Origin of the sequence: Reichenbachiella sp., from assembly GCF_965223055.1 — a bacterium.
Lineage (GTDB): Bacteria > Bacteroidota > Bacteroidia > Cytophagales > Cyclobacteriaceae > Reichenbachiella.
Genome location: NZ_CBDCVM010000005.1, coordinates 372,063 through 393,441, shown reverse-complemented (window position 1 = coordinate 393,441; position 21,379 = coordinate 372,063). Strand labels below are relative to the sequence as shown.

Genomic DNA, 21,379 nt, shown 5'->3' with positions numbered 1-21,379 from the left:
AATGAAAAACAAACTCACGAAAATTCTAAAAAACCGATTCGTTCAGCTCCTGCTGTTCGGATCGGTTTTGTTTTTGTGTTTGCCCCTGCCTGATCCTTTATTCGACCATCCTTATACCACCACGATAGAGTCGGAGGATGGCCAACTCATGGGCGCCCGTATTGCCGACGATGGCCAGTGGCGCTTTCCTATGGTCGATAGTCTTCCTACTAAGTTTGAAAGCGCCTTACTTCATTTCGAAGACCAATATTTCTACCAGCATCCCGGGGTCAATCCCATATCGCTTTTCAAAGCCTTGGTCACCAATGTGAAGTACGGAAGCATAAAGCGAGGGGGTAGTACCCTCAGCATGCAGGTGATCCGAATGGCCAGAGGAAATCAGCCCCGAACGATCTTTCAAAAATTGTTCGAAACACTACTGGCATTAAAACTCGAACTATATTATTCCAAAAAGGAAATCCTACATCACTATGCCAGTCATGCCCCATTCGGGGGAAATGTGGTGGGCATTACTGCAGCGTCCTGGCGCTATTTCAATCGCGCGCCTGAGCAACTCTCCTGGGCGGAAGCAGCAGCGCTGGCCGTACTACCCAATCAGCCCTCGATCATATTTCCAGGAAAAAACGAAGAGGCTTTTAAAATCAAAAGGGATTTTTTATTGACCAAACTACATGAAAAAGACTTGTTTGATGCCACCACCCTGGAGTTGGCCATGGCCGAAGAATTGCCCGGTCAGCCCCATGATTTACCACAGCTTGCGCCCCACTTATTGGGTCAGCTGATCAAAGAAGGAAAAGCAGGGCAGCGCAATCAGGTGACATTAGACTTGCGTCTCCAAAACACCGTAACCAGACTACTAGAAAAACACATCCAAAATTGGAATGCCAACTATGTATTCAATGGAGCCGTTCTTGTGGTAGACCTGATGAGTGGAGAAACTAAAGCTTATGTGGGGAATGTAGATACCGATCCAATTCACAGTCCCTCGGTAGATATCATACAAGCCAAGAGAAGCACTGGCAGTCTACTCAAACCCTTTCTCTACGCCGCAGCCATTGATGAAGGGCTGATTACTCCCAGGCAATTGCTTGGTGACTATCCCGTCTTTTTCGAAGGCTTTGCGCCAAAGAATTTTGACTTACAATACCGAGGAGCTGTGCATGCTAATGAGGCATTGACCCGTTCGCTCAACCTGCCTTTTGTATTGCTTTTGAAGCAATATGGCTATGAAAATTTTCATCTAAAGCTCAGGAGAATTGGCATGAGCAACTTGAACCAATCAGCTGACCATTATGGTCTATCCATGATTCTGGGTGGAGCAGAATCTAGTCTGTGGGAATTGGTGAATATGTACGCCAACGTCTATCGAGTGTATAGAAACTCCTTTGACCAATCCATCAGTTCGCGCTATGAAGCGGACAACTATTTCTATCATCAATATCTCATCGGCCAAGCCAGAGAACCCTTATCCTCCATGCAAAACGGCGAGGAATTCAACATCGCCTCGATCTGGGCCATGCTAGAAGCCATGATGGGACTGCACCGTCCGGATGACTTTGCGGGTTGGGAGCAATTCCGGTCCTCTACACCCATCTCCTGGAAGACGGGTACCAGCTTTGGTTTTCGAGATGCTTGGACTATTGGGCTCAATGGCCGATACGCTGTAGGTGTTTGGGTAGGCAATGCAGATGGCGAAGGCCGACCCGGACTGGTAGGCGGCCAAGCTGCGGCACCCTTGATGTTTCAGGTGTTCGAGCAGCTCACCAGTGACTCGTTCCATGAAGTACCTACTAGCGAAACTCAAGTCTTTCAGATCTGCCAGGCAAGTGGACAAAAAGCGAATCCCAATTGTGATAACACAGAAGAGGTAACTCTGCCTCTAATGGTAGAAAATACTGAGGCATGCAGCTTTCACCAGTTGATACACTTGGACCAAACGGAGAACTACCAAGTCAACAGTTCTTGTTATGATGTGGATCAAATGGTGCATAAGGGCTGGTTTACGCTGCCACCTGTTCAGGCCTGGTACTATCGACAATACAACACCGATTATCAAAGTCCACCTAAATTTTTTGCAGGTTGTGACCAATCGTCTAAAACAACCACACTTGAGATGATTTACCCAAAGCCTAATGCCAAAGTATTCATCCCCAAGGAGCTGGATGGCGCTTATGGGCAGACCATTTTTGAAGCGGCTCATAGCGATACCAAGGAGGTCATTTTCTGGCATTTGGACGGCCAATACCTAGGCAGCACGAAACGTGTTCACCAGCTGGGATTGTTTACCGAACCTGGCGAACATCAATTGCTTCTGCTAGATGGGCAAGGGCAAGAATTGAGCTTGAGGTTTGAGGTGATGGGGGAGGAATAAAATACGTATTTCTAGGTATTCCACTATTTGAGAAACTACTCTATTTTTGAAAGCAAATGGTGATAGAAGTAGCCAAACATATTGATCAGGTAAAAGAACTTTGTGCGAAGCACAAGGTGAAAGAACTTTCGGTCATAGATAACAACTCTCTACGGCAAGATCAAATCCATTTCCTCATTCGATTCAATCCAGATATTCCTACGGTTCACTATGCAGACAACTACTGTCAACTTCAAGATGGGTTCAATACGTTATTTGGAAAAGAAGTGACTCTATGGTTCGAAAAATCCTTCCCGGATTTGCAGCAACTCGAAGAAGTCCAGAAAAGCAAAAGATTGTTGTTTGAGATTTAGCGTTCAATTCACTTTCAGAATATAGCCCACACTGTGCACATTTTCGATCTCAACATCCGGGTCTCCCTCTAAATATTTACGAAGCTTAGCTATAAACACAATGCATGGGTGAGAAGGTGTCTATTCTAAACTTGTGAAAATCGTTAAGGTCATAGGAGTCTGAGCTTTTGGAAAGTTGCGATTTGAATTGGTTCATAGTCAGAGGTTTTGAATTATCGATCAAACGAGAGAAAGAGATTTAAGTTTTCGATCCAATTTCCCTAATTTCATCCCATGGATCAATGGATGAACTGGCCTTGGATCGAAATGTTAATTTCAAGCACATGCATTAATGGTATGATGCTTCTGCTTTTCTTATTGCTTAGTAAGTTTCCAGCTAGTCGTTTTTTAGGGCAGTTAGTGTTGGCGTACATCGGGTTTGCTTTGCTGAGTACTTGGTCCGTAGATAAAATTTGGGTCAACCTTTCATTAGTTGTTTTAGCTCTTTCTCTAAATTGGTATGGCTCGACCTTCTTCACCCAAAACTCAAGAATTTCCAGCAAGCATCTCTGGTTCATACTGGTCTTTCTGATTGCTGCAGGAATTACCTATTATTTCTCTATTACTTGGGTATTGGTCGGTTTTGTAATACTCATAATCCTTGATTCCATTCGCAAGACCAATCAAGAAGCAAAAATTCGAGGAGTGTCCTGGTTTCAAAACCCCGGGTCAAGAATCGTTTGGTTCAGGAATTTTTATGGTTTTAATCTGCTTCTCGTTTTCTGTTTTCTAGGTATACATCAGTTTCTCCCAATAGCAATGGTATGGGGAGGGACTTTTATTTTGTTCGGTCTGATCTTCTTTCAAATATTTAAAGAAACTGGTTTTACCGCTCCCATTCCGACTGCGAACAAATACAAAAAATCTACATTGTCAGCGAGTCAGAAAGCTGCTATAGTGAGCAAACTGGATCAACTCATCACGGAAAGTCGTTTTTATTTAAAAGATGACACCTCGTTGACCAGTGTGGCAGAAGAACTTCATACGAGCACGCATCATCTTTCTCAAGTCTTGAATGAAAGCAAAGGAATAAGCTTTCAAGAACTGATCAGCCAGTTTAGAATCCGCGAAGCTCGCCACTTACTCAAGAATCCAGAGCAAAAAGACACCAAAGTGGAGAGCATTGCTGCTATGGTGGGTTATAACTCCAAATCGGCGTTCAATACCGCATTTAAACGCCATACGGGGGTCACACCAAGTGAATATCGAGAAACTAAGGACGTTCGATCTTATCGGGAAGAACTGCTACCCGATAAGAAAAGACCCTTTTCATTCCTTAGCACGCTTAGTTTGAGTCATCTTTTTACCAAAAAACTCAAACGCACCATGGCAATCAATTTTTTTAGAACATTTATCCGAGCGCTGAAGCGCAACAAAGTTTTTACACTTATCAATCTGTTTGGGCTCACAGTGGGTTTTGCCTGCAGCATGCTGATTTATCTTTTTATCGAGCACGAACTTTCTTATGATCGTTCTATTCCTAATCATGAAAATATCTTTCGAATCAGTTGGATTGCAGAGCATTCGCAAACTCGAACCCCACACCCGATGGCTCAGGCCATGCGGAGAGATTTTCCTGAAGTAAAAACAGCTGTAAGTATTTCCCCTTGGTACGGAGCCGGCCTTACCAAACAAGAAGTACAGGTAGAAAACAAAGCACTAGAATTGAAGTTTGATGAACCAGATTTCTTTTTTGCAGATTCTACATTCCTGGATGTTTTTCAGTTGGCCACTGTTGCCGGAGATGTTAGAGCACTTCATGAACCCAATACCTTGGTGATCACAGAAGCCATGGCAAAGAAGTATTTTGGGGAGGCAGATCCTATTGGTCAGATTCTTACTATCAGTGATATGCCGATTGAAGTTTCTCTAGTGGTCGAAGGCATGCCTGAAAATGCTCATTTCCATTTTAATGCCTTAATATCTTATGAGACAGTCAAGGCTGTAAACCCAGAAAGTCATTGGATGACATGGGCTGACTTCGGTCACTTCAACTATATTGTATTGGAAGACGGAACTCACGCCTCATCCTTACAATCGAAAATAGGAGACTGGGTTTTCAAGTATCTCAATTGGGACGAAGACGCCAAAGAACGATTTGATACAGGTGAAATCAGATTTGAACTCCAATCCATCGCAGACATTCACCTCCACTCACACCTTAGGTGGGAGCTAGAAAGCAATGGCAACATCTTATACATTTATATCCTCTCTGGAACAATGATATTCATTCTGATCATTGCAGGTATCAACTACATTAATCTCACTACTGCCAAATCTGTAGAGCGTGCAAAAGAAATCGGTGTGAGAAAAACGCTCGGTGCCGTTTCTGGTCATCTCACGCTACAGTTTTACCTGGAGTCTATTCTTTTTTGTATGGTAGCCATGACGTTAGCCGTTGGGCTAACTGGATTGGTTATTGATGCCTTTAATGAGCTCAGCCACAAGACTTTTGCTTTTACTGATTTATTTAGCTTCGACTTTTTGGGAAAAGCAAGTATTCTCGCCTTGGTCATTGGGCTGTTGGCCGGTATTTATCCTGCCCTTTTTCTTTCGGCTTTTAAACCCTCAGATGTGCTGAAAGGAAAACTAACGGTAACGGGAGGAAATAACAAACTGAGAAGTGTACTCGTGGTTTGTCAATTTGTAGTCTCTGCCATCCTGATAACTTCCAGCCTCATTATTCTAAAACAGATCGATTTTATGAAATCCAAAGAATTGGGGTTCGATCAGGATGCAGTTATTTCTATTCCTATTCCATCGAGCGTTGAGCACGGGGGAATCAATCTTTCGCAAACTCAAACCATTCAGCAAGAGCTCAGAAAAATCCCCGGCATTCAAAATGTATCCGCCGTTTCTAACCTTCCCGGGTCGCAGTTTGATAACCATCCTGTACATTCAGTCAAACATCATCCAGACTATTTGGATGCCAGTGAGATGTTTGTGGATTTTGGCATCATAGAGCTGCTCGGTTTTGAATTATTGGAGGGAAGAGTACTGGGTCAGAGCTATGCCGCTGATTCTGCCGGCACCAATGTCCTGATCAATGAGTCATTGGCCCGAGGACTCAACTTCACCGATCCAATAGGAGAAAAATTCACCTGGCACTTAGGTGGGAGAGATTTAGAAATCACTGTGGTAGGTGTGGTTCGAGACTTTCATTATAAATCGCTACATCAACCAATTAATCCACTTATTATACAATATCAACCTTATATGATGAATGAAGTGGTGATAAAACTGGAAGGTCAACATTTCCAAAAAACACTGGATGCCATAGAAAAACTGTATGCGAGCCACGGCCAGCAGGAAGGCTTTGAATATCACTTCCTCGATGAGCAACTAAGCGACCTTTACGATAATGAAGTGCGAACATTAAGCGTCTTTTCCATATTTGCAGGTATTGCGTTGTTTTTGGCCTGTTTGGGTCTACTCGGCATGGCCTTAGCCATGCTTGGTCAAAAACTGAAAGAAGTGAGCATCAGAAAAATTTTAGGTGCTAGCCCACTTCAAATCATACAAATGATATTTTCTCAGTTTGCTGTTCTCGTCGGAATTGCACTAGTAATCGGCTTGCCATTGGCTCATTTGCTTATGCAAGAGTGGCTGGGTGAGTTCCCTTATCAAGCTCCTTTAGGGTTCATTCCATTTATTGCGTCCGCTGTTTTACTGCTCGCCATAGCGCTGGCAAGTGTGAGCTTGGTTGTTGTCAAAATTGCTGCTACTAATCCGGTAGAAACTTTGAGGTACGAATAAGTTTGCCTAAATCTCATGAATAATTGATACCTTAGGTGGCTTATCGTTATTCATGAGATCATTTTTTAAATTCACGGGCTACTTGGCCATTCTTCTCATTCTTCCACTCTTAATTTTAGAGTTGGTGGTGGGGTTCTGGTATAAAAGTGAAATCACTGATCGATTAAAAATTCTGGCTGACGAAAGCTTGCATTCCTTTGTTTATTTTGAGGACATTGGAATTAGCGTTCTTCAGAATTTTCCTGAAGTGACCATCTCGGTACAGAATTTATCCATCAAAGAAAGTCAATACGAGATTCTGAATGCCGAAAAATTAGCGCTTCATGCGAACCTCATGGGTTTGTTCAAAGACAATTATTCATTGAGTAAAGTGGAAGTGCTGAAGCCTAAATTTTTTGCGCCTATAGATTCTACCGGCAAGAAATTTATGGTTCGCCCTAAAAAAGTTGAAGAGGAAAAAGTTGGATTCAAACTACTTCTTGATATACCCAAAATCGAAATAAGGGATGCACTGATAATCGTTGACAATGCTTATAAAGGAAACCGAGTAAGGATTGCTGTGGACCAAGGAGATTTCCGTTTGAAGTCATTCGACGACTTATTGGAGATTAAAGGTGATGCTTTCGGCATTCTGGATACCATGATTTCTAAAGGAAAACTGAATCAGACAGGTGTTCCCTTAGCAGCCCTTCAATCTACATTACGTGTAAACACACTGGATGATAAAAAATTATTCGATGGAATTCTTCAACTCTATGATGCCCAGCTTCGAGCATATGGTTTGCTCAATCCTGCGGGTAATGGAAATTTGTTGGATATAACACTGGAAGGAGATGAAGCGAGGATTAATGACTACTTAACGCTCATACCGCAATTCAAACCATTGAAACTTGTTCAGCACAACCCTGATGCAAAACTTTCTTTGACTGTCCGAAGTTCTGGATTTGTAGATCCTGTCACTTTCCCAAATACTGATATTTTGTTTGAGCTAGAAAATGCTGCCTTTTCCCGAATTGGATTGCCTGGAAAATTAGATAGTGTAAGTTTTAGAGGGCATTTTACCAATGGTAAGGAAAGGAATGCGAAAACAAGTGAAATGGTCATAGATTTTGGACAAGCCAAAGTGAACAACAGCTTTTTTCTTATCAATGGTTCCATTCAAAATTTTAATGACCCATACCTGAATATTGATGCGAGCTCAGAGTTAGAATTAGAAGATTTGCAGGGCCTTGTCAATTTTCCAGATTTAGAAATGTCAGGCTCCATTCACGTACACGCTGATATTGAAGGAAAAATATCAGAACTCGAGGTAAAAAAAAGGTCAAATCAAAATACATTTAATGGCGATATTATATTGAAAAACATTCATATCAGAAAAAGCCAGTCCAACCTATCTATCAAGAACCTTAATAGTACTGTTACAGTCAGAAACAAACGGCTAACTCTTTCAAGATTATCTGCGCTTGTCAATAAGGCGGAAGTTAATATGTCCGGGTATATTCCAAACTTCTTCCCAATGTTGGAACGAAAACCCAATAAAACCTCAACCGCCAATTTTGACATTGAGATAGTAGGGCTGTCCATTTCAGATTCCGATTTTGAATCGATGGAAAATAATAATACAAATGTTTCAGAACCCACTGAGTTTCCAGAATTTTTGCACCTTAATTGTGATATAAACATGAAGGATTTCACTTTCGATGTACATCATGCTGAAAGCATCAAATTGAAATTAGCATTTAATGATGATTCTCTATCTATTCAGAATAGTCATTTCAAACTTGACGAAGGGGATTTGTGGTTGGACGCTGTATCCAAACCAATGACAAATGGTGATAGCCAATATGACTTCTGGATAAAGGCTGACCTTGACCAATTAGATACCAAAAAGTATCTAAAGAAAGAAAGACAAGCAAAAATGCCTGAAAAAGATGAGACCAAAGATTTATCGAATTATACACTTCATTCTGACATTCGAATCAAATCTTTTAAGCATGATAAAATAAGGTTGTCTAATTTGAGAATTCTAGCTGATTTGAAAGATGAAAAACTTCAAGCCAAAGCATTAGACTTTAACTTTCGTTATGGAAAAACACAATCGGCTTTCAATATTGACCTTCGGGATTCTATTTATCAAATAAGAGGAAACTCAACTGTAGCTCTTCATTCATTTAACATCGATTCGGTAAAAAAATTCTACAATACGCTTAAACCAAAAAAGCCTGAAACAGATTCCATTACAAATAAGGAGAAACCTTCGTTTTCTATTGACAAATTCAGTTTCAATATTACAGCTCCCCGAGCTACGTATGAGCATTTTGATGTTGACAATCTGAATGTAAACCTTCATGTTCGCGATAATCGGCTAAGACTCAACAAATCTTCATTCGAGATGTTTGATGGTGTTTTCGAACTAGAAGGACTCATTCGTAAAAACGAAGAGAATGATGTAAAAGCATTCTGCAACATATCAGCTTCAAATATTGACCTGGGAGATATTACATCTAAAATAGCCAAGTCCAATGATGAGATTTTTTCTGAACAACACTTCAAAGGTAAAATTGGTGTAAATGGGCAGGTTTTACTTGAGTATAACCAAGAACTGGTGCATCAAAATGATGAGATGATAGGAAAAATGAATGTCTCTCTAAGCCATGGTGAATTGATAAAGTTTAAACCCATTACTGAATCTCTAAAATTTATTAAACAAGCAAATCGAGATACTGTTCTATTAGCCAATCCTAATCTAGAAATACTTTTTCATAATGATGAAATTGTGATACCCACTACTATATTCAAAACGTCCTTGTCAAATATTGAATTTTCTGGATATCATAGTACAGACTTTGAATTTGGGTTTGACATGCAAATTAGTGTTAGTGATTTACTTTTCAAGTCCCAAAAGAAAAAACGGAAACAGGTCAATACCGATGAAAAAGGACGTTTTGGAATGATAAAACATTACATTCAGGCAAGGACAATAGATGGTAAAATGCAAATCGAGTCCATGAAAAAGAAAGCCTATCGCGAAGACTTAGATCTATTAGAAGAACGAAATAAGCACGTGGATTCTGTTCTAAATCGTATGAGCATTCAAATCGTACAATGAAAAAACCCCGACTCTCCCGATAGTTTTCGGGATTCCGGGGTCCTCTCAATCGAACTAAACTGCAAAATCTTATTCTTCTTTTGGAACCTGACTTATGTCCAACCTTTTTCCATTGCCTTCCACCGCAGACAAACAGAAAAATCCAAGTGCCAAGCCATCAGAAGTAGTGTTGACGATGTTCGTAGGAACATTGCTCAACGGGGTATCAAACAATGCAGCAAAACCTCCAGGTCTGTTTGTTTGAATACTTAGCTGCGACAAAAAATCATGAGCCGCATGCGTGATAGAATGAAGCTCCACATATAATGAGTCGCCATCCTCGTAGGGCGACAAAAAGGAGTCTTCTTCATTTGGATCTTCGTCAAATGGATTTACAGCATCTCTAATAGGCGGAATAAATATCAACCCATCAATAGCACCTCCTGCAGAAAAACCTGCATCCCAAGCGATATTAATCTCTTGAGGTTTTGCCAGGTATTCTCCGTTCTTGAATGATTTGATCCAATAGGTGTCACCTGCGCCTTCTAAATCTCTTGACCAAAACTCACCAAGATAAAATTCCTCCTCCGTACCAAAAGCTGTTTCCAATTCATACCTGAATGTAACACTGTCGACTGTCGGTACACGATTGAGCTTTGACGTAGACGTATAAGTGCTACCCTCAGCATTTACGGTCAATGTATATGTGTTTCCAATTGTTCCAAAAGTTTCTGTGGTATAAAGCCAAACGTAAGCGCCGTTATTGGATTCTGCAAAATCAAATCGGTTACCTTCATTGTCGGTGATATACACTTCCGCCCCTGGAACTCCTACACTTTCCGAATTATCGAAATAGGGTTGCGTTTTTGTCACTTTAATAATTTGATTCTCTGGCTTATTATTTACCCAGGCGTCTATCACTATCACCTCAGGAGCATCATTCAACTCAGGGTAAATCTGATCGTCACAAGACATAAAAACTATGCCTAGGATAAGAGTATTGATATATTTAAAAGCTTTCATTGTCATTAAAATTTGAAGTTGTAAGAAACAGCAGGTATCATATTTCCAATAATGGAAACTTGTCTGGCTTGTGTATTTACCAAATCTCCAGGTGCTGGCCTTACGTCATTGTCCTGTGTGAAATATATGGAGAACGGGTTCTTCCTTCCGTAAAGATTATATACTGAAAAGACCCAATAGCTTTCATTTTTCCTTCTCTCCCCGTTTCTTTTATATCGTTTGCCTTGTAGTGTTGCTGAAATATCTAGTCTATGATAAACTGGTATTCTAAAATTATTTCGTCCATCGCCATGATTATAAGGCACTACATAATCTCCCATTTGATAGCGCGAAGTAGGAAATGTAGTAGGCGTACCTGTCAGGAATGTAAAGTTGGTCGAAAGACTCCACCGCTCATTGAGATCATAAAATGCAGCTAGTTTTACATTGTGTCTTTGATCATACCTTGTAGGGTACCATTCTCCTGTATTGATCCCGTCTGTTTGTAGCTCTGTTTTTGCTAAAGTATAACTGACCCAGCCAGTCAGCCTTCCCGTGTTCTTTTTTGCATAAAGCTCCAAACCATATGCACGACCATCGCCACTTAGCAAGTCTCCTTCAATGTATTCGTTGATCAATATATCTGCACCATCGATATAATCAATTTGATTCTCTGTTTTACGATAATACACCTCCGCAGAAAATTCCACATTATTGTCTGGGCCGAAATTTCTAAACCAACCAAGAGCCACCTGACGACCTATTTGCGGTTTGATATTATTGCTACTAGGCGTCCACACATCCAGTGGATTCGAAGCTGTTGTATTAGATATCAGATGTAGGTATTGACTCGTTTTGTTATAACTGACTTTGAATGAATTATATTTATTGAGTTGATACTTTACAGAAAACCTGGGCTCAAAATTGTCATAACTTTGAATGGTTTCTCTACTATCAAATTCTTCTGCACCTATCACAGGTCGTCTGGTACCTGGAATAGTATCTCCATAGGTATAAGCAACTCCAGAGCCCAAAAGACTAAAGTGCGAATATCTAAGTCCGTATTGAAGCTGGATATTTTGACCGATTTTTTGGTCATTGGAAATGTACAGCGCTGATTCTAACGCATTTTTAGTTGGTAAGCTGATGTCTCTTGATTCACCATTACTTACACCCACTGCATTCGCTGGTTCGAACTGAAGAAACAATAACTCCCCGCCAAATGATACTTCATTGTTTGGATTGACGAAGTAGGTGAACTCTGGTTTGAAATCATAATTCATAATCCTTGAGTTCCAGTCAAACTGGTCCATTTCGTCTTCACCAAAAGCCAATACGTAATCATAATCACTAAAAAAGGCAGTAAAGTTGGCAAATATTCGGTCCGTGAAAATGTGGTTCCACCTCAATGTTGCTGTCTTATTACCCCAATTAAACCCTTGATTGGCATCAAACTTAAAGTTGTCACGTCCAAAATATCCAGATAAAAAGATACGGTTCTTTTCGTTTATATTCCAATTGGTCTTCATGGTCAAATCATAAAAGTTTAAGGCAGCACCATCGTCCAGCGCATCGGTAAACAATTTTGCAAAAACATCTATGTATGACCTCCGGGCTGCTATGATAAATGACGCTTTGTCCTTCACGATTGGCGCTTCCACTGCCACTCGGCTGAAGATGGTTCCTATTCCACCTTGTGCCGCAAACTCCTTACTGTTTCCTTCTTTCATCCTGATATCAAGTACAGACGAAATCCGACCTCCATATCTAGCCGGTATTCCTCCTTTGATCAGGTTGACATCTTTTACCGCGTCTGGATTAAAAACTGAAAAGAAACCTAAAAGGTGTGAAGAGTTGTAGACCGGAGCTTCATCGAGCAAAACCATGTTCTGTCCAACACTTCCTCCTCTTACATTGAATCCTGACGCACCTTCTCCTACGGTAGCTACACCCGGCACCATTTGGATACTTCTTAACACATCAGCTTCACCCATAAATGATGGGATTTTAGTGATGGTCTCTATATCCAGCTTGTTGGTCGACATCTGAATACCTGATACATTGACATCTTCGGGTTCGGCAGATATCACTACCTCCTCGAGTTGTTGACTGTCCGAAAGCAATTCTACATCTATCCTTCTATTTTCAGACAAATCAACGGTCTGAGCAATAGGTTGAAAACCGATGTATCGATATTCTACTTCATATTCACCTTCTGGGAGTGTAATGGAATAAAATCCATACACATTGGTGATTACTCCTTGAGAACTGCCTTTGATAAGCACTGTGGCTCCGATCAAAGTTTCTCCATTACTTGCATCTTTTACATAGCCGCTGATGGTGTTTTGTGCCTGCGAGTAAAAAGCCAGGCAAACCAAAAGTTTGGCCAATAGAAATTTGTTCATTGAGTTTAGCGTAAGTTTTTATGCTTTAGTTTTATTAACCTTTTGGAAGACGATTATAAATTCCAATTCACGTAATTACTGGTTATTTCTTTTTGATGTGTAGAGTTTTCATAGAGAAAGACAGCTTTTACGTCAAAGAGGTTACCTTTTTTTAGAAAAATTTATCGTTTTCCAGATTCAGGAAAACCAAAATGAATTTTACCCCCACAATAGATTTAAAAAATTCTAGTCGCTTAACTACTTTCTCCTATTCTCCTTGGCAAATAAAATAAAGGTTTCCATATCGGCTGCACCTATGGCCCATCCAATGACATCCAAAGGAAGATTTTCTAATTTCTTGAAGCGAACACAACTCTTTCCCATATCCATCTTCTTGCCACTGGCTTTGTAGTCGTTTTCAAATTTTTCTCGTAAGGCTGGATCACAATAGATCCCACTGAGATAAACAGCCATGTGGTTTTTCTGGGAAGCTAAGGCAGCAAACATGAGTGGTTTTTTGTTGTAGGTATCTGGATATACTTCTAACGGCACCTCGTAACTTATCATACCCCAATTCATGGTTTCAACTATACCTTTAGGTAAATGCTTCAGAATAACTGCTCTCACTTCTTCAATTGCCTTTTTTCGATCTTCCGGAAGAGACTCGAGGTATTCTTGAACTGATGTCGCTGTACTCTGCATATTTGGTTTTTTGTATTTAATTAAAATTAAGCCATTCACATCCAAATATGTACAACCAACAATCAAAAAGGTCAGACTAACAGTAAGGGTATCATCAAAAACTTCTAATCCGCTCAATTAAGGGCTTTTTTTCTCCCCTGCCATCATCTCGTTTTAACCTTTCATCACGGAATTTACCGCCTATCACAAAATCTCCTCTCACATACAGGATACACGTTTAACTACTTGTTAAAAATTCAAATACCATAACCAATTATATTATGAAGACAAAAAATAACATGAAAGCACTTTTAGCAGTTGCGATCGTCGCACTACTGTGTTGGGAGGTAAGTGCCCAAAACGTAACCACGCCAAGAGCGGTTGTTCCAGCCAGTGAGATGACCCAGACCATCGGAATCTCTACAGTAAACATCAAATATTCAAGACCTAGAGTTACACTCAGGGGAAATGATCGGACAGGAAACATCTGGGGCACATTGATCCCTTGGGGATTTGAAGCTACTACATTTGTTGATGGAAGTAATATTCCATGGAGAGCCGGAGCAAATGAGAATACCATTATCACTTTCTCTGATGATGTGAAAATCGAAGGTAAAGATTTGGCAGCCGGCACTTACGGCCTGCACATGGCGGTTTATGAGGATGGAAAAGCCACCGTCATTTTTTCTAATAATTCCTCTTCTTGGGGAAGTTTCTACTACAAAGAAGCTGAAGATGCTTTGAGAGTAGATGTCCAAACGATGGATGTTGCACACACAGAGGTGTTGACATACGATGTGATAAACATGGATAATTCCAGTGCAACCGTAGCCTTGAAATGGGAAAAGAAAGCCATTCCGTTCAAAGTGGAATACGACGTGCACAGCATTGTGATTGCTAACTTCAAAGATGAGTTAAGATCAATCCCAGGCTTTGGCTGGCAAGGACTTAACCAGGCGGCAAACTATTGTGCACAAAACAATGTAGAGCTAGAGCAAGGACTCATTTGGGTAGATCAATCTATTGCTAACACAAAAAATTTCAACAACCTGTCTACCAAAGGGCAGTTGCTGACCGCCATGGGTAAAACCACTGAAGCGCAAGCCATCATGGATGAATCAGTAGCCATCGCCAATGTAGGACAACTTAATTTCTTAGGCTATCAAATGCTAGGACAACAGAAGTACGATAAAGCGATCGAATACTTCACCTTGAATGCCAAAAGAAATCCTAAAAATGCGAACTGCTGGGATAGTTTAGGCGAGGCCTACAAGACGAAAGGAGACAACAAAAATGCAATCAAGAACTTGAAAAAGTCTCTTTCTCTAAATCCAGCAGCCAATGTTAAGGCTAATTCAATTAAGCTGTTGAAAGAAATGGGAGTAGACACAAGTGCCTACGGATCATAAGAAAATTCCAATTTTGGATATGTTTGGAAGGCCAGCAGTTGCTGGCCTTTTTTGATTATTCTGATCTGAGTACTTCTGTTGGATTAACTTTAGTGGCATGCAGCAACTGACCAGTAATGGTTGCTGCCACTGTCGTGACTATAATAACCACCGACAAGACAATTGGAGTAGCGCTAAAACTATTGGAATCAGGATAAATGACCTGAAGCAACTGACTAATCAGGGCAGTCCCTAGCGGAGCACCTACAAGAAAGGCAACAAGCATGATCCATATGTACTCTTTATTGGCTTGGTTAATAATTGATAATCTACTGGCGCCCAACACCTTTCTAACTCCAAATTCTTTCATTCTTCGTTGCAAGTTGAAGCTCAGCAGACCAAACAACCCTAAACATGCGAGGATCATGGCAAAAGCAGATATCGTACTAATCAGCGTCACATTACCTTTATTTTCTCTGTAAAAATCATCAAAAGTGAATCGTTGAAACTCTCTATTGTAAGGATCATTGGGAGCAAATTCGAACCAGGCAGCGTGCAATTGATCATCTACATCAAAAAGTTTTTCCTCGGTGGTCTTAACTACAAAATATTTATAACTTTCATCCTGACCAATATTGAAAAAGGCGGGACTGGTTTCATCATGAAAATTGTTGGTGTAGAAATTTTCGACAACCCCAATCACATAATAGTCCGTACTATCATGTGTGAACTGCTTATCCAATGGCTCATCCCATCCCAACTTCTCGGCAAACTTCTCATTGATCACGGCAAAATTGGATGGATAGGTCGCCTCCTGATCAAATAACCTTCCCTGAACCAATCTCAGATTCATTGTTTCAAGATAGTTTGGCGTCCCTTCATAATGCAAAGTTTTGAGCTGAACATCCAGGACATCTACTCTAGTAAGCCAATTGGTTCGTCCTAAATGACCTTTGCCTTCGGCATAAGCCTCTATATCTGGAATGGCCTCAGCAGCCTGACGCAAAGATTGGAAGTGACTTTGGTCATTTACCATGATCGAAAAAACACCATTGGCCTTGTAGCCCCAGTCTTTTTGGTTTACATGAATAGCATTGTCGGTAAAAACAAAACAACCAACCACCATCATAAATGCCAGGATCAATTGAAGAGTTAATAAGATCTTACTAAACCAGTTTTTGCTGCCCAGTTTTTGATTTCCCTTTAGTATAGATACAGGCTGAAATTTAGAGATATAAAAAGCCGGATAAGAGCCCGAAGCCAAACCAATCACCAATAATAAGCCACCGAAGAAGATGACTGCCACCTGAAATGATGAAAAAGAAAAAGGTATTGAAACTGGAAATAGAGAATTCAATCCGGGTAAGAAGAAAAAGTAGCTGAGCAAAACCCCAGCGACTAAAGCCAACAAACAGAGAATGAAATTTTCGGTAAGAAACTGATAAATAATATTGCTCCTGTTGCCTCCCATTACTTTTCGCATCGCAATCTCTTTTAATCTCTTGGTAGCTGAAGCCACAGCAATGTTCATATAATTGAAACAGGCTAGGATCAGCAGCATGGCAGCAATGGCTGACAATGCCAATCGACCCGCTGGATGACCCCCTTGGGAAACACTACTTCTGATTTCAAAATCTCTTAAAGACAATTGGTCTAGCGGCAACATTTCAAACTTCTGGATGGCCCAATTCGCTGCTTGCGTGTTATGCCTTTCTACATATTCGGCCAGTAGTTCATCGAGTTCAGAAGGGTGGTGGCCTGGCGCCAACTCAATAAATGTAGAATTGGTCAGATAATCCCATCCTGGATTTTCATTTCCTTTGATGTCAAACCAATTGGAGATAGGCACGATCAATCTAAACTTGAAACTGGCATTGGAAGGGTACTTTTCTAGAACTCCACCGATGGTAAATGATTGCATCTGATCCCCCGGTAATCTCACTGTGAGTGTTTTTCCTAACGGATCTTCATCGCCAAAATATTTAACCGCGTAGTCATGACTGATGAGCATGGAATGCTTGTCGTCCAGTGTCCTTTTCGACCCAGCGCTCAATTGGAAATCGAACATCTCCAAAAAACTAGGATCAGTATATGAGAGCCTTTCGGCAAAAACCTTATCACCATATCTCACATTTCCGCTATTAAATTCCATTCTCATAGTATTGCTGACTGCAGCACTATTGGCTTTTAGCTCTTCTGCCAATAAGATTGGATTGGCACCCCAAAGTTCGGTTCCGGATTCATGTTGAACGTGATTGATCAAATTATAAATTCGATCCTTCTTAGAATGAAACTGATCCATATGGAGCATCATGTCCATAAATAGAAAAATGGTAATCGCACAGCCGATGGCTAGAGATAATCCAAATATGTTGATAAAAGAAATACCCCAGTTTTTGGCCAGGTTTCTGAATCCGATTTTTAAATAACTGTTAAACATAATGAGTGAGTTTATTTTGAGTTTGTTTGACTTTAAATTGGAAAGCCGGAAAAAACGAATCACATCCCATGCATATTTTCTCCTAGCGGCATTTTCACCTTCTTCATCGACTCTGCGATAGAAGAGCTCCTGCGAATCACCCTGAATCTCTTCAAGAAGATCTGGATCACAGTACCACTCTAAAAAGCGATCAGCCCATTTGGGAGGATGAATTTCCACGATTAAGAAAAATTAAATGTGAGCTTTGGAATAGAATTGTAAAGTTCATTTCTCAATCCGATGGATTGGTCCAGCGCCTTTTTTCCTTCGAAGGTGAGCGTGAAAAATCGTTTACGCCTTCCTCCACGTTCGTTGGTAGCTCCGCCCATTCTCGATTGAACGAAGCCTTTCTTCTCAAGCCTCTTCAACACCTCATGCACAGCGCTGATGTTGACTTTTCTTCCTGTCTTTGATGCGATTTCATCCATGATAGCTACACCATAGGCTTCGTCGAAAAGAGCTCCAACAGTAAGTAGCGCTAATTCCTCGAACTCGCCCAAATGATTCCCTTTTGTACTTCCCATTGTAAATTGATTTGTTATACAAACGTGAATTTAATACATTAGTTTCAGTTTTGTATAATTAATGGCAATAGAATTATTCAGCTGGTTTATACAAGACATTTAATTCTTCCTGAATCAGTTTTGTACAAAAACATTGATATGAAATTGAATACAAAAATGCCGGATAATCTTAATCCATTCTATGTTGAAGAATTAGTCAAGTTTGATTCTGCGTGGAGTAAACAAGAAATAGCTACTGCCTGGCACCATCTAGAACGGGCTCATATCATAAGCCAACGTTACCCACTTCAACACACCGAAACGCACTGGAAAATGTTTCTTCTAGGTATTAAAACCACAAATCTTAAAGAAATCGTTGGTCAACTCATAAGATTGATCTTCGGAGCTCCATTATCCTTCATCAATAAGATTCCAGTAGGAAATGTAGGAAGTAGCAGGGTCTCAATGATCCAGTCGCAACCATTGCCAGCTGATATTCAAGAAATCTTCGAAGAGATGGAAACATAGTGCATCTCTATTCAAGGTAATCCGTACATTGGAGGGAACTCTAAAACGTAACCATAACATGAACCTCACCGATGACTGGCCTAAAATCAGAAAACATTTTAACCAAAGTTTTAAAACCAACCTGCATGTTTCTGTAGCCTCAGTCGATGCAGGAAACAACCCAACTGTTACTCCTATTGGCTCTCTATTTTTGAACGACAATCAAGCGGGGTTTTATTTTGAAATGTTTCCGTCCAAATTGCCTCAGCATGCCAAGTCAAATAAAAATATTTGCGTGTTGGGCGTAAATAGTAGTCGCTTGTTTTGGATCAAATCACTTTTCAAACGAAGGTTTGATAGCTATCCGGCAGTAAAGCTTTACGGTCAACTCGGTGATAAAAGGAAAGCAACTGACCAAGAAATCGCACGTCTTAAACGACGCATGCGATCCACGAAAGGTCTCAAAGGGCACAAATACTTATGGGGTCACATGGATATGGTCCGCGAAGTATCTTTTCATAAAGGTGAGTCCACCAACCTAAGAGAGATGACGAAAGCTCTTAATTAACCATACTCTTCAAAAGTGCTCGAACATCTTCGTAGCTGTTTACACTAAACTTAGCAGCAGAATTTGAGCTCCCCACTTTGATGGTATAGGCTTCGGCCGGCATGGCTTTGAAGGTGTCTTCATCTGTCCAATCATCACCTGCGGCCATAATGAAATCAGCGCCTTCGTATCTCTTCATCCAATTGCGAGCCGCTCTACCTTTGTTAATTTCTGTGCTCTTAATTTCTACCACCATGTCACCTTCTAATACTTGTAAATTTTGATTGGAAGCCAAATACTTCAGGTGACTGGTGAGCTCTCTTGTTCTCAGTTCTCCAAGACCTGTTTCCACCTTACGGTAATGCCAAACTAAGGAGTAGTCTTTCTCTTCAATAAATGAACCCGGTGTACGCGCTACATAGCCATCAAGCACTTCACCTATTGCTTCTTTCCAGGCATCTGTTAGATTGGTTATGGTATGCCATTCTTCTTTGTGTCCTTTGAGCCATACGCCGTGCTCGCCGATGAGGTCTACTTTACAGTCTTTGAACCATTCACCCAGGGTAGTTTTATCCCTTCCGCTGATTATTACCACATGAGCTTTCTTTGTTAGTCCATTCACCAACTTATACAATTCCGGATCTGGCTTGGCAGCAGCAGGGTCACCAAAAAATCCTTGCAACGTTCCATCATAATCAAGAAACACCAATGGTTTCTTAGACTTTTTATAAGCCGAAACGACAGTCAAGGTGGACTTTTCGTCTAGTAGTTTTGTCGTTAGTGAGCGCTGTGCCTTTTTCACAAATTCCAGGCGATTCATGAAGAGGTCTACCCAGTGATAAATATTGTATCGCTTGATAGTGTTTTGCATCACAGTCATTCGCTGTACCTGCTCTTCTTCATCCATTTCCAACGCCTCACGAATGGCCTCCACCAATTGGTGCCGATTATTTGGGTTAATCAACAGTGCATCAGAAAGCTCCTTGGAAGCCCCTGCCATTTCACTCAAGATCAGAACACCTTTTTTATCAAGCTTGCTCGCAATAAATTCTTTACACACCAGATTCATTCCATCACGCATCGGACTCACCAAGCAAACATGAGCCATTCTATAAAAAGCAGAAAGCGCATGCAACGGAAATGATCTATAGAAATAATGGATTGGCGTCCAGCTGAGTCGCGAATATTTTCCATTTATACGCCCGACTAATAAATCAATTTCCTCTTTTAATTCCTTGTATTTGCCTACTTGATCCCGTGATGGTACCACCACCATGAGTATGGATACTTTCTCCAGATATTCAGGGTAGCGCTCAAGTAATTTCTCAAAGGCTTTGAGTCTTTGGGGAATCCCTTTAGAATAGTCCAAGCGATCAATGCAAAGGATCAATTTTTCACTCCCAATACTCGTTCGGTATCTTACTTCACGTTCAAGCGTTTCGGGCGCTGCAGCCACCTCAGCATATTTATCATAATCGATCCCCATCGGCAGAGCATCCGCCATGATCTGACGATTGTTGTAGTTGATATGCCCATGTTCATTGCCAATACCTGCCAGTCTACTCACAGAAGATAAGAAGTGACGCGTATCATCGTAAGTATGAAAGCCCAAAAAATCGGCACCAAGCATACCCAACAGCAATTCTCTTCTCCATGGCAACAACCTAAATGATTCATAAGATGGAAAAGGAATATGTAAAAAGAAGCCAATAGAGATATCGGGTCTTTCTGCTCTGACTAATGCAGGCAACAACAACAACTGATAATCATGAATCCAAATGGTATCGTTGGCGTTGGCATTTTTTAGTATCTGATCTGCAAATTTCTGGTTGACTGCTTTGTATGACTCCCAGTACTCTTGATTGAACTCCGAAAACTGATTGAAGTAATGAAAGTTTGGCCATAAGGTCTCATTTGAAAAACCTTCATAATAGAGTTCTATGTCTTCATCCGTTAAAAAAACGGGAGCCATATTTTGCTCTTTCAACTCTTTTATGGTTTGTGATTCTTCTTTCTCATTTAGAACAGCACCAGGCCAACCCAACCAAATGTTTTCTCCTTGTTTGTAAATGGAACCCAACCCGGTAGCCAGCCCTCCTTCGCTAGGAGTAAAGGCAAGGTTGCCATCTTCTTTGACTATTCTTACTGGTAGTCGATTTGAAACAATGATTGTTTTTGCAGATTGCTTAGCAGCCATATTCGTTTTTTGAAATTATAATGATACCAGCTCACAACCACTCCTGGAGGAATAGGAAGTTGCGAACGCAATTTTGTGTCTGAG

13 protein-coding genes are annotated in these 21,379 nt (G+C 40.7%); 7 read left to right on the top strand and 6 right to left on the bottom strand.

Translation table 11 applies throughout. The annotated features are described in order from the left end of the window. Position 1 precedes the first annotated feature (1 nt). The 4 genes from pbpC (at position 2) to ACOQO5_RS04630 (ending at position 9,628) form a co-directional block, all read left to right on the top strand. Positions 2 to 2,371, top strand: a complete 2,370-nt coding sequence (gene pbpC, locus ACOQO5_RS04645) for a penicillin-binding protein 1C (protein ID WP_420580521.1) — start codon at positions 2 to 4, stop codon at positions 2,369 to 2,371. Positions 2,372 to 2,427: 56 nt separating this feature from the next. Beyond that, on the top strand, positions 2,428 to 2,724 hold the full coding sequence (locus ACOQO5_RS04640; RefSeq protein ID WP_420580520.1) for a hypothetical protein: 297 nt from the start codon (positions 2,428 to 2,430) through the stop codon (positions 2,722 to 2,724). 273 nt (positions 2,725 to 2,997) lie between these two features. After that, the gene (locus ACOQO5_RS04635; protein ID WP_420580519.1) at positions 2,998 to 6,519 is read left to right on the top strand and encodes an ABC transporter permease; all 3,522 of its coding nucleotides are present in this window, start codon (positions 2,998 to 3,000) and stop codon (positions 6,517 to 6,519) included. A gap of 52 nt (positions 6,520 to 6,571) precedes the next feature. Further along, entirely contained in the window at positions 6,572 to 9,628 is a 3,057-nt protein-coding gene (locus ACOQO5_RS04630; protein ID WP_420580518.1) for a hypothetical protein, read from the top strand. A 69-nt stretch (positions 9,629 to 9,697) separates the two neighbouring features. On the opposite strand, the gene ACOQO5_RS04625 is transcribed toward ACOQO5_RS04630, so the two are convergent. The 3 genes from ACOQO5_RS04625 to ACOQO5_RS04615 form a co-directional block, all read right to left on the bottom strand. Continuing rightward, the gene (locus ACOQO5_RS04625) at positions 9,698 to 10,630 is read right to left on the bottom strand and encodes a DUF4249 family protein (protein WP_420580517.1); all 933 of its coding nucleotides are present in this window, start codon (positions 10,628 to 10,630) and stop codon (positions 9,698 to 9,700) included. A 5-nt stretch (positions 10,631 to 10,635) separates the two neighbouring features. Beyond that, positions 10,636 to 13,014, bottom strand: coding sequence for a TonB-dependent receptor (locus ACOQO5_RS04620; protein WP_420580516.1), 2,379 nt, complete (start codon positions 13,012 to 13,014; stop codon positions 10,636 to 10,638). Between the two features lie 237 nt (positions 13,015 to 13,251). Continuing rightward, a complete protein-coding gene (locus tag ACOQO5_RS04615; RefSeq protein ID WP_420580515.1) occupies positions 13,252 to 13,812 on the bottom strand; it encodes a DUF1801 domain-containing protein in 561 nt (186 codons plus the stop codon). A gap of 143 nt (positions 13,813 to 13,955) precedes the next feature. On the opposite strand from ACOQO5_RS04615, the gene ACOQO5_RS04610 reads away from it, so the two are divergent. Then, positions 13,956 to 15,083: a DUF2911 domain-containing protein gene (locus ACOQO5_RS04610; protein WP_420580514.1), complete on the top strand. Its 1,128-nt coding sequence runs from the start codon at positions 13,956 to 13,958 to the stop codon at positions 15,081 to 15,083. Positions 15,084 to 15,138: 55 nt separating this feature from the next. Here the strand turns inward: ACOQO5_RS04610 and ACOQO5_RS04605 are convergent, their stop codons facing one another. Next, positions 15,139 to 17,721: an ABC transporter permease gene (locus tag ACOQO5_RS04605; protein ID WP_420580513.1), complete on the bottom strand. Its 2,583-nt coding sequence runs from the start codon at positions 17,719 to 17,721 to the stop codon at positions 15,139 to 15,141. 2 nt (positions 17,722 to 17,723) lie between these two features. Continuing rightward, positions 17,724 to 18,065 carry a PadR family transcriptional regulator gene (locus ACOQO5_RS04600; protein ID WP_420580512.1) on the bottom strand — a complete coding sequence of 114 codons (342 nt, stop codon included), beginning with the start codon at positions 18,063 to 18,065 and terminating at the stop codon, positions 17,724 to 17,726. Positions 18,066 to 18,203: 138 nt separating this feature from the next. On the opposite strand from ACOQO5_RS04600, the gene ACOQO5_RS04595 reads away from it, so the two are divergent. Further along, a complete protein-coding gene (locus tag ACOQO5_RS04595; protein ID WP_420580511.1) occupies positions 18,204 to 18,572 on the top strand; it encodes a DUF3703 domain-containing protein in 369 nt (122 codons plus the stop codon). Between the two features lie 58 nt (positions 18,573 to 18,630). Beyond that, complete coding sequence (locus ACOQO5_RS04590) at positions 18,631 to 19,119, top strand: hypothetical protein (protein WP_420580510.1); 489 nt, start codon at positions 18,631 to 18,633, stop codon at positions 19,117 to 19,119. Here ACOQO5_RS04590 and ACOQO5_RS04585 read toward each other — a convergent pair. After that, on the bottom strand, positions 19,112 to 21,295 hold the full coding sequence (locus ACOQO5_RS04585) for a bifunctional alpha,alpha-trehalose-phosphate synthase (UDP-forming)/trehalose-phosphatase (RefSeq protein ID WP_420580509.1): 2,184 nt from the start codon (positions 21,293 to 21,295) through the stop codon (positions 19,112 to 19,114). The two genes, ACOQO5_RS04590 and ACOQO5_RS04585, sit on opposite strands and share 8 nt — an antisense overlap. Positions 21,296 to 21,379 lie beyond the last annotated feature (84 nt).